Annotated in this window: 7 protein-coding genes; 5 read left to right on the top strand and 2 right to left on the bottom strand. The window is 42.2% G+C overall.

Translation table 11 applies throughout. From position 1 onward, the window contains the following. Positions 1-257: 257 nt before the first annotated feature. Together der and INT03_RS02990 are read left to right on the top strand one after the other, a co-directional pair. Positions 258-1700 carry a ribosome biogenesis GTPase Der gene (gene der, locus INT03_RS02985; protein ID WP_193007519.1) on the top strand — a complete coding sequence of 481 codons (1443 nt, stop codon included), beginning with the start codon at positions 258-260 and terminating at the stop codon, positions 1698-1700. Positions 1701-1920: 220 nt separating this feature from the next. Beyond that, a complete protein-coding gene (locus INT03_RS02990) occupies positions 1921-3858 on the top strand; it encodes a sensor histidine kinase (RefSeq protein ID WP_193007520.1) in 1938 nt (645 codons plus the stop codon). 309 nt (positions 3859-4167) lie between these two features. Here INT03_RS02990 and INT03_RS02995 read toward each other — a convergent pair whose 3' ends face one another. Further along, complete coding sequence (locus tag INT03_RS02995; RefSeq protein WP_193007521.1) at positions 4168-5334, bottom strand: D-alanyl-D-alanine carboxypeptidase family protein; 1167 nt, start codon at positions 5332-5334, stop codon at positions 4168-4170. Between the two features lie 576 nt (positions 5335-5910). Next, entirely contained in the window at positions 5911-6348 is a 438-nt protein-coding gene (locus INT03_RS03000; RefSeq protein WP_193007522.1) for an MCR_0457 family protein, read from the bottom strand. A gap of 630 nt (positions 6349-6978) precedes the next feature. Here INT03_RS03000 and surE point away from each other — a divergent pair. The 3 genes from surE to INT03_RS03015 all read left to right on the top strand — a co-directional run bounded on the left by surE (position 6979) and on the right by INT03_RS03015 (position 10300). Next, the gene (surE, locus tag INT03_RS03005) at positions 6979-7791 is read left to right on the top strand and encodes a 5'/3'-nucleotidase SurE (RefSeq protein ID WP_193007523.1); all 813 of its coding nucleotides are present in this window, start codon (positions 6979-6981) and stop codon (positions 7789-7791) included. Between the two features lie 270 nt (positions 7792-8061). Further along, complete coding sequence (locus INT03_RS03010) at positions 8062-8856, top strand: M23 family metallopeptidase (protein WP_087813560.1); 795 nt, start codon at positions 8062-8064, stop codon at positions 8854-8856. Positions 8857-8995: 139 nt separating this feature from the next. Beyond that, entirely contained in the window at positions 8996-10300 is a 1305-nt protein-coding gene (locus INT03_RS03015) for a lytic murein transglycosylase (RefSeq protein WP_055124471.1), read from the top strand. The last annotated feature ends 260 nt before the right edge of the window (positions 10301-10560 follow it).

Here is a 10560-nt window from a genome sequence, read left to right on the forward strand (position 1 = left end):
GTGTAAATTGCTTGTTTAAATACAGGCTTTCGCGTACTCTATGCGACCGATGCGCCGTAGGTGTTATCCATATATATATTATTTATTTATCATTTAGTCATCCTATGTACCACTTGCTAATTGTAAAATAGCTGACTATTGTTTTATCATTCATTTTAATTTGCGGTCAAGAGCAGCTTATTCACGACTACTGTTATGTCACTGGTTATAAGAATAACTGTACTGCCCGCCATTGTGCCTTTCACTGAGAGTAACCCATGAGTATCAAGCCTGTGGTCGCCTTAATTGGTCGTCCAAACGTCGGTAAATCCACCTTATTTAATCAGTTCACAAAAAGTCGGCAGGCATTGGTTGCTGATTTGTCAGGACTGACTCGTGACCGTCAGTACGGTGATGCGACCTATGAAGACAAATCTTTTATCGTTGTAGACACTGGCGGTATTGGTGAGGCGGATGGCGGTAGCGGCAACATTGATGATTATATGTCTGAGCAATCGCATACAGCGATTCATGAAGCGGACATCATCGTATTTGTGGTGGATGCTCGTGCTGGTATGATCGGCGCAGATGCTGAGATTGGTAAGTTTTTGCACACACTTGGCAAACCAGTCTATGTGGTTGCCAATAAAGTCGATGGTGCTCACGACGCTGCACCTGCCGAGTTTTATGCATTAGGATTGGGTGAGCCATATCCGATGGCGGCAAGTCATGGTCGCGGTGTCGGTAATTTGCTTGAAATATTGACGGCTGATATGCCTGAGCAAGAGAATGTTGTAGAGCCAAAAGGTTTGAAGTTAGCGATCATAGGTCGTCCAAACGTTGGTAAATCGACGCTAGTCAATCGTCTATTGGGTGAAGACCGAGTAGTGGTTTTTGATATGCCCGGTACCACACGTGACAGTATTTATATTCCTTATACACGCGAAGGTAAGGACTACGTCTTAATCGATACTGCTGGTGTACGCCGCCGCGGTAGAATTGATGAAAAAGTAGAAAAATTCTCGGTCATTAAAACCCTACAAGCAATCGAAGATTCTAACGTAACCGTTATTGTTATTGATGCCCATGAAGGTATCGTTGATCAAGACTTGCATATGATTGGCTATGCGCTTGATGCGGGTCGTGCTTTAGTTGTTGCGATTAATAAGTGGGATGGTCTGACTGCTGATCAGAAAAATTATATCAAGATTGAGATGGATCGCCGCTTTAACTTTATCCCTTATGTAAAAGTGCATCTAATCTCAGCCTTACATGGCACTGGTGTGGGTAATCTATACCCGTCTATCTTGCGTGCTTATAAATCTTCGATGTTTGAAGTATCAACCAATCGTTTGACTCAGATTCTGCAAGATGCGGTGACAGCCAATCCACCACCAACGGTTGCTGGTCGCCGTATTAAACTGCGCTTCGCTCACATCGGTGGTCACAATCCGCCTGTCATTGTCATTCATGGTAACCAAACCAGTGCGCTACCTAAGAGCTATCAGCGCTATCTGGAGAACCAATTCCGTCAAGTATTTAAGCTCGAAGGCACGCCGCTCAACGTTGTTCTTAAACAAAATGACAACCCATATGCCAACAAGAGCGATACACCAACCAAAGCGAAGACGCAACAGTTGCGCCAACGCGAGCGTAATCGGGCACAGAAATTTACTACCAAAGATAAGCAGAAATTCACCAATAAAGATAAAAAGCGTTAATTTAGCAAAATGATGATGGTCTTTATATTGTTGTAGTAAATAAAGACTATTTTATTCTATTGTTCATACTTCTCTGTAATGTGCTATATCATGATGATTATATCGGTCATCATGATATATTAATACGTTGTTAAGTTTTATTAACATGTGATATTTCCCTCACTACTCCTACAAAATACCTGTACTATAATCAAAAGTTTTCTTAACTCAGTTAAGTAATATGAACAACCGTCCCTCTCAAAACATCTCTACGCTTATTTGGCGTTCTGTCGTACAAGCCATTATTTTGGCTGTGTTGGCAGGTTTCTTGATGTCTATCGTTTATGGTTTGTTATACCACTATAAAGAGAAGCGTCAGCATATCCAGCAATTGGCTACCATGTTGACCACTAGTGCATCGACAGCCGATGGTGCTGATATCGTGGCTGAGCAAGTGAGATTCTTGTTAGAAAGTGAACCCAGCATTAGAAGTATTTTATTTTACTCAACACCCAAACCTATTGATGAAGTTAATCAATCTAGAGATGATTGGAAGAATGCCTTATTTGCAGATACTGTCAGCTTCAATTATCCCGTTACCAGTGACGATATCGGTGATGATAGCGCGCTAGATACGTTAAACAGCAGTCAGCAATCGTCCACGACTTTATCAAATGGTGAGCAAGAATCGTCAGCGTCTAGTGAGGCCAATAAAAATAGCGCGTTAGTTGGATATATTAATCTCACTTTAGATGTGAACACCCTGCGTTCACATTGGTTTCGAAGCAATATATTGCTATGGCTTATTACCACGATATTGACGGTACTTTGGGTATTGTACATTCTGCGCAAACTCAAATGGCCAATCAGAGATATTGAAGCTTTGAAAGAAGTCTGTCACATCGTTGTGAAAAACCCAGAGCTTGAGCAGTTACCAGTGACTCCACAGCTTTTTGAATTTCAGGAACTGGTGCAAATCAAGCAAACTTTGGCTGTATTGTTTGATCGTTTACAGAAAGTCCAACAAGATTATGAGGCGCTTGCTATTTTTGAGCAGCAATTACACAACAAAGACGTATCCCTCGATGTGCAGCTGCATAACTTTCAAAGCATGATCACCCATGAGCTGAAAACTTCGCTAAATGCTATCGTAGGCGGTTTACAGCTGTTAGATTACGATACCCTCAATAGAGAACAAAAAGATGCGGTTGAAATTATCAGTGACGGTAGTGATAAATTGGTGTCGTCGCTTGATCATATTATTCAATTGAATCAAATACAAAAAGGTCAGATGAGTATTAATTGTATTACGTTCAATCCACTGCAGTTGATCGCCGATCTGTTGGCAGAATATGAGCCTATTGCTCGGCAAAAAAGGCTAGAGTTGATTAGCCGTATTCATCATATAGACTATGGTCTGGAAGGGGATGCGGAAAAAATAAAACAAATATTATCGATATTATTGAGTAATGCGATTAAGTTTACTCCAGCGGGGCAGGTGACTATTACGTCGCAATTGACTCATTTTGATAAAAGCAATCGCTGGCAAATCAGTGTGAAAGATACAGGTATTGGTATCGATAGCACTCATATCGATGATATTTTTAATCCTTTTTTCCAAGTAGATTCATCACAAACTCGTCAATATGAAGGCTCAGGTGTTGGTTTGCCAGTCGTCAAGCAAATGGCTCAGCTGATGGGCGCTACTATAGAAGTAGATAGCACGTTAGGGTCAGGCACCCAATTCATGCTGACCATATCGATGACCAATAAACAGCAGTCTCGGCAGCAGCATTTATTGGCTGGATTGACTATTATTTACTATTATTATCATGAAGTTGGGTTTTTAGCGAAAGAGCTAGAGCGTTTAGGCGCGACTGTCATTTATCGTCAGCATGAAGCACTGGTTATAGAGGAGATGAGTATAAAACAGGTGAATATGGTGATGTTTGCGGAAGATATTTTTCCAAGTAAAGCTGAGTCGCTAGCCAAGCGTATTCGTCAATTTGAAAGTGAACATCGGGCTTTATTGGTATATTGGTATCCACCACATCGAGCGAAGCAGTTAGATAGCTTTGAGCATGGTTTGAAAGCAGCTGGTGTCGATTACTGTTATAGCGCCACTTATAAAGATAAAGCATTAAGCGACTTGCTTAAGCGCTGGTTGGTATGGACGTAATAGGTCAAAGTATTTGTCACGCTTACTGTACTAACCTCGTTTAATGTAATCCGTTGCCTCTCATTTACTGTAAATAGTTTAGAACATCGTATTTTCGACAAAGGTGCTTGCTTTTAATCTGAAAAGTATGATGAACGAGGGCAAGCTTACTGAGTCTAGTAAATCAGTGTTTATCACAGTTTGATGATGACACTACTTAATAGCAATAATAAAATCTGTGCGGTGAATGAGGACATAAAAAAGACGCCCAGTTTTGAGGCGTCTTTTTTGTCAGTAATGTTCTTGAGAAATAGCTTCTACTAATATTCTCTAAAACAGATTTTGTGCCCAACGTACGACACGCTGCCAAGTACGGCTCATAAAGCCTGATTGCTCGATATCACTGGTCGCTATAATAGGCACTGAAGCCACCGCTTTACCATCAATAACGGCCATCATTTTGCCAATTTCTTGACCTTTTTTGATGGGTGCTTCTAGGCTCTCAGGAATATCTACCACAGTCGTGATTTTATTTTTTTGCGTTTTGCTGGTTAGAATTTGCAAATTATCCGCAGTGACTAGCTCAACTTCATCAGCTTCACCGAACCAGACCGGAACTTTGCTGACGAATTTTCCGGCAGGTGCTTTGGTGACAGTAGTGAAGTGGCCAAAGCCCCAGTTGAGCAGCTCACGTGATTGATCGGCACGTGCTTGCTGGCTCTCTGTTCCCATAATCACAGAAATCAAGCGCATGCCATCACGATTGCTTGAAGCCGCTAAGCAATAGCCTGCGGCATCAGTGTGGCCAGTTTTTAAACCATCGACGGTAGGATCGGTTGCAAGTAGAGCATTACGGTTACCTTGAGTAATGCCGTTATAGGTGAACTCTTTTTCTGCATAAATACCATAATAGTCGCCGCTATTCTTGATAATAGCACGTGACAATTTGGCCAAATCTAGTGCTGATGCCTCATGCCCTTCGTCAGGCATACCAGTAGAGTTGACGAAATGGGTATTTTTCATACCAAGCTTTTCTGCTTGCTCATTCATCAAGATAGCAAATGAGGCTTCGCTACCAGCGATATGTTCCGCCATAGCTTTTGAGGCATCATTACCTGATTGAATAATAATACCGCGTAGCATGTCGATAACACTCGCAGATTTATTTACCGGCACATACATGCAAGACTGGCTGCTACTACCACGACACCAAGCATTTGGACTCATTATGACTTGGTCATCTTCTTTGAGGTCGCCTGATGCTAAGCGCTGCTCAATGATGTAGCTGGTCATCATTTTTGTCAAAGACGCTGGCGGTAGCGACTCATTGGCGTTCTTTTGTGCCAAAATCTCACCAGTATTATAATCCATCAATACATAGGCGGTATTATCCATCTCAGGCGGCTGGATGGCTGCGTTTGCCATTACTGCACTCATAGAGATACTCACACCGACTACCAGCTGCACCAGCTGATTTTTTACACGCTTTACTGTCATATATCGTTACACCGCATCATGAAACCAAATGTATCTACCGCTTGTACCTTGCACTAAATCTTATGCATCATTTTAAGTAGCCTGTCTTAAACATTCTGTTTAAAAACAATGTATTAATAAGAGTGGTGATGGCTGAGCGACAGACATAAAATTAACGCCTTATCTTAGCAAAATGCCAACCGATGGGGAATCGATAAATGCAAAAAAAGACCCGATTAAAAAGAAAGAGTGGTAAGAAGTAAACGTTTGCTCAGACTAGGACTGCTACAATGTCTCGAATAGAAATAATTCGACTGTCATAAAAAAGCTTACGGTCATCCTGTTGGTATAAACAGGATGACCGTAAGCTTTTTTGTTACTTATAAGCCTGATGAACAAGCTTATAAGGTGTCGCTAAATAGCCCATAATCAGCGTTCCAAGACAGATAATGCCATGATTTATTGTCATTAATTATAGCTGACTTTATCAATTTAGGATCAATGCTGGGGCATAACTATTGTAGGGGAGACGATAGGATGTCTGATAAGTAAGCCAATTATAATGTTGTAATTGTTGAGCTTAATTATGATATTCCACTACTGGTATTCAGCATTCGCCAAATCTTCGCATAGAGCTTTGTTGTCTTGTTTAGAGAAGCCCATTGTCCAGCTACGAATGCCTTGTAATATCTGGCGATAATCTTGCTGAGTGGATAGATATTGAATCGCTGCTTTTGGATCTTCTAAAGACGGCATCAACTCGTGAAGCTGCACGTTATAAGATTTATAAAAGCGCTGTTTTTGTTTACCATTGAGCATCGGTGGACATATCTCTGATAACACTTGCATGACCGCAATTTCATGCTTGGTAACATTGATGCCAGACATATCTAGAGGTATGGTTGTAGCAGAATTATTCGCCGCAAAGGATGCTTGAGACAGCATGGCAACAGACGTTACCAGTCCTGCAAGACTAATTTTGGACGCCGTCTTTGCTATCACAGAAGCTATAGATAATCTCGATTGATTTTTCATGCAGTATTACACTCGCTTATCTTTAATTAATGGTGATATGTTAATGGGTAAAAAAACAAAAGTCACATAAAATATTGATTTATGTGTAGATATCTTGTGAGCCAAAGCTCTTTTTGAGCAACATATCAGCAGCATAGACTCATAAGTTACGTCAGCATAAAAATATAAGTTTGTATTGTTGTAAGGTGTTGCCTATTGTAACGTCACGCCAAGTTTTTTTTGCTATTATTGATGCAGATATCATAGAGATAAAATTATAAATTGGATAGATTCTGCGCAAAGACTGGGTTCGTGTCAGCGTATTATTAGGGTATAATCGCCCAAAATTATGGTGGCATCCGCGTTTTGCTCTATCAATTTTTTCATATGCATGCTGTGATATAAACACAGTGTCATTTTACTTTGATAGCGGTATGGCTTTTTTAACTTTTATAGTAAATTCAGCTATCATTTGACGCTTGCCAAATGCTGTTTATACATACTATTTATGCAGAAAAAGCCAATGTGGGTGTCAGCATCAACAGTATGATCACACAATCTAACCACCATTTTCGGGTTTGATTATAGCAATTTTATGCGGCTAAAGTTCATAAGTGGACAGGCGGTCATTAATGAGTATATTGAGTGAAAATGAAATTTTTAATTAGTAATGATGATGGGGTTTATGCACCAGGGTTATTGGCATTATATAAAGCCCTGTCTGCTATTGCAGAGGTGGTAGTGGTTGCGCCAAACAGTGAGCAAAGTGGCTGCGCGAGTGCTTTGAGCCTATCGATGCCATTATATACTCATCAATTGGATTCTGGTTTTATAGCGGTAAATGGTTCACCCGCGGACTGTGTACATTTGGCATTGCATGAGTTGTATCCTGATACGCGTTTTGATTGTGTGATTACTGGCATTAATTCTGGTGCCAATCTTGGTCAAGATGTTTTATTTTCGGGTACCTTTGGTGCTGCATTGACCGCACAGCTCTTTGGAATACCTGCCATTGCGACCTCCCTAGTGGGCGGCGGCGTCAAAGGAGAAGGGCAAGAGCAGACCAGTCATTATCAAATGGCGGCAGCTGAAATTGTTAAATTATTGATAGAAACACCGATATTAGATGCTTGCAAAAATTTGCCCTATCATGTATTAAACGTTAATATTCCTGATGTGGATAGTGCTGATGAGATCAAAGGTCGGAAAATAACGGCGTTAGGGCACCGTCAGATTGCGCGTCCTGTACATCATGTGATCGATCCACGTGGGCGTGATGCTTATTGGTTGTCGCTACGTAAACGCCCACATGAGTTGCCATTAGAAACTGAAGATTTGCAGTCCTCCACAACAGATATGACGGATGATCAAGCGGTAGCGGCGGGTTATATCAGTTTATCACCAGTGCGCCTGCATCATACGCCAGCAGACACGCTTAAAACGCTGTCGGCGTTAATGCTATAAATTTACGCTGCCAAAATGCGTCAAACAGCTGGTCAATATCCTGATATTATCTGCACTATTTTTGTTATTTGGCTGCCATTTATCTCATTTTTATCACCATTTTCAAAATGAGGACACGCCTTAAAAAATGGTTTACTATCGAGTGATTGATAATGGTATTTGCCAAATACTAAATACTAAATACTAAATACTAAACGGTATAAAAGTTAGCAAAATGCTTGTGAGTAACACAAGGAGTTTGTGAGTAACATAAAGAATAGGAAATCTTGTATGAAGAAGCTTATTGCTGGATCGCGCTTTGCAACAGTGGCATTGATAGGTACTTTAACAGCAGCAACGTTAACGATGGTGGGCTGTGCAACCAAGCCTACTTACCAATCAGCCAACCAAGCGGGACCTAAGATTATTACCAATGCACAAGGCGTTCCTAACTACCATCGTGTACAGCGTGGCGATACGGTCAGCCAGATTGCTGAGCGCTATCGTCTCAGTTACCGTCAAATCGGTTCGCTCAATGGTTTGGACAGCAAGTATACGATTTATAGTGGTCAATGGCTCAAGCTGTGGCAAGGTACGCCAGCCGATAACAATCGTTATAACGCGCCTACAACGACACAGCCAACTTACACACCACCTGTAACGAGCGTACCTAATAATAGCTCACAAAGCCCTGTATACGAAGTGACGGCTAACGCAACGTCAGGTTATGAATATCCGAGTCGCAATCAAGTGACCCGTAACTTTGATGCGGCAGCGGGCACGATGGGTATGTGGTTTGCTGGTAATATCGGTGATCCCGTACTTGCTAGCCAATCTGGCACGGTACTGTACTCTGGCGATGGTCTGCCAGAGTATGGCAATCTTATTATGATTCGTCATAGTGATAATTACATCACCGCTTATGCGCATAATAGTCAGCTACTGGTCAAAGAAGGCGATGCTGTACAGCGCGGTCAGCGCATTGCAAACATGGGTAACAGTGGCCAAACCAATCAGGTCGGCTTAGAGTTCCAAGTGCGCTTAAATGGCAATCCTATTGATCCACGTGCGGTACTAGGGCGTTAAACGTGATGCCAAGTTGTGACTGATTTGGCAAGTTTAGTGGCTTTATTCAGAGCGCTTGAATTTTAGAGCGTTTGAATAAAGCCACTTTAACTAAATCGGTTTATTTGAGTCGCTTTACTTATTCATACTTGAGAATTTTATGATGTTAAAAAAACAATATCTTGCTCTGTTTCCTGCGTTAGTGATGGTTGGGTGTACCAGCCAACAGGCGATGCAAAAACCTAGCAAACCCGTGCGTCAAGGCAACGTTCAGATTACCCAAACTCAAACCATTCAAGTGAAGCCAGCACCGAAGCCTGTCATCAAGCCCCAGCCAGTTGCAAAGCCAAGCTATAACAGCTTCTCTGATTGGAAGTCGGATTTTTCTATGCGGGCGATTTCATCAGGTCATGATGCAGCGACGGTGCGTCGTCTACTTGATACCGCTTATTTAAATCAGCAAGTCATCTCACTTGACTCAGGACAGCCAGAGTTTTCTAAGATGCCATGGGAATACGTCGATTCTGCCGTATCTGATGGGCGTGTGAGTACTGGTAAGCGTAAGTTCGCCGAGCAACGGGCATTTTTGTCGCAATTAGAATCGCAGTACGGCGTCAATGCAGAAATAATCGCTGCCATTTGGGGCATGGAGTCGTCATACGGCGTGGTGACGGGTAATAGCAGCATACCAAGCTCGCTTGCGAGTCTGGCTTATGATGGTCGTCGCCAAGAGTTTGCCGAAACTCAGTTGTTGTCATTAGCGACACTATTGCAGCGCGGTGATGTGTCTTGGTCGCAGCTGGATGGTTCTTGGGCAGGCGGCATGGGACAGACGCAGTTTATCCCTGATACTTGGCTGAAGCACGGAGTGGATGGCGATGGTAATGGTCACCGTAATCCGTGGGCAACGGGCGATGCACTGGCGTCCACCGCTAATTATTTAAGTAACTCAGGTTGGGTTCGAGGTCTAGCGCCATTTTACGAAGCGACCATTCCTGCCTCATTCGATTACTCCATGGTTGGTAGTAAGCAGCCTGCCGCGAGATGGGCGGCGATGGGTGTTGATACCATCGCTGATGTTTATTTGGATGCCAATACCGAAATGGAGCTGTGGCTACCAGCTGGCAAGGATGGTCCAGTGCTGTTACTCAGTCCAAACTTTGATGTGATCAAGGTTTATAATAACTCATCGAGCTATGCGCTAGGTGTCAGCTTGTTGGGTAAAGCGCTTGCTGGACAAGGCGGATTACAGAAATCATGGCCGCGTTATGAGCGTCCATTATCCACAGCTCAAGTACGAAATTTACAGCAGCGTTTGACCAACTCAGGCTATGATACTAAAGGCGCTGACGGTATCGTGGGTACCAATACTCGATTGGCGTTCCAGCGCTGGCAAGCAGACAATGGTCAGACTCCAGACGGCTTTATTACTCAGCGTAGTGCGTCATCGTTAGCTTCGTGGTGAAGCAGGTTGATTGCACTGCTTTTGACTCGTATTAATTCTAATATTAACGTGTTAAAAGAAATTTTTTAACCATCATTTTTGACGGTAATATTTAATACGATGAGCTTAGTGAATACAATAAAAAAGCACCTTATTAAGGTGCTTTTTTATTTTACGCTATGATTGTTTTTCAACAGACCATAATCTTGTCAGGTTTTAATAAATAATATCGACACAAGAAGACTGAACCGCCCCGACTATATCGGAGAGTGATTTACTTG

The sequence above is a fragment of the Psychrobacter sp. PG1 genome (assembly GCF_014897815.1).
GTDB lineage: Bacteria > Pseudomonadota > Gammaproteobacteria > Pseudomonadales > Moraxellaceae > Psychrobacter.

Coding starts and splice junctions, on each gene's coding strand:
- der (WP_193007519.1), top strand. CDS start 258: ATGAGTATCAAGCCTGTGGTCGCCTTAATTGGTCGTCCAAACGTCGGT.
- INT03_RS02990 (WP_193007520.1), top strand. CDS start 1,921: ATGAACAACCGTCCCTCTCAAAACATCTCTACGCTTATTTGGCGTTCT.
- INT03_RS02995 (WP_193007521.1), bottom strand. CDS start 5,334: ATGACAGTAAAGCGTGTAAAAAATCAGCTGGTGCAGCTGGTAGTCGGT.
- INT03_RS03000 (WP_193007522.1), bottom strand. CDS start 6,348: ATGAAAAATCAATCGAGATTATCTATAGCTTCTGTGATAGCAAAGACG.
- surE (WP_193007523.1), top strand. CDS start 6,979: ATGAAATTTTTAATTAGTAATGATGATGGGGTTTATGCACCAGGGTTA.
- INT03_RS03010 (WP_087813560.1), top strand. CDS start 8,062: ATGAAGAAGCTTATTGCTGGATCGCGCTTTGCAACAGTGGCATTGATA.
- INT03_RS03015 (WP_055124471.1), top strand. CDS start 8,996: ATGATGTTAAAAAAACAATATCTTGCTCTGTTTCCTGCGTTAGTGATG.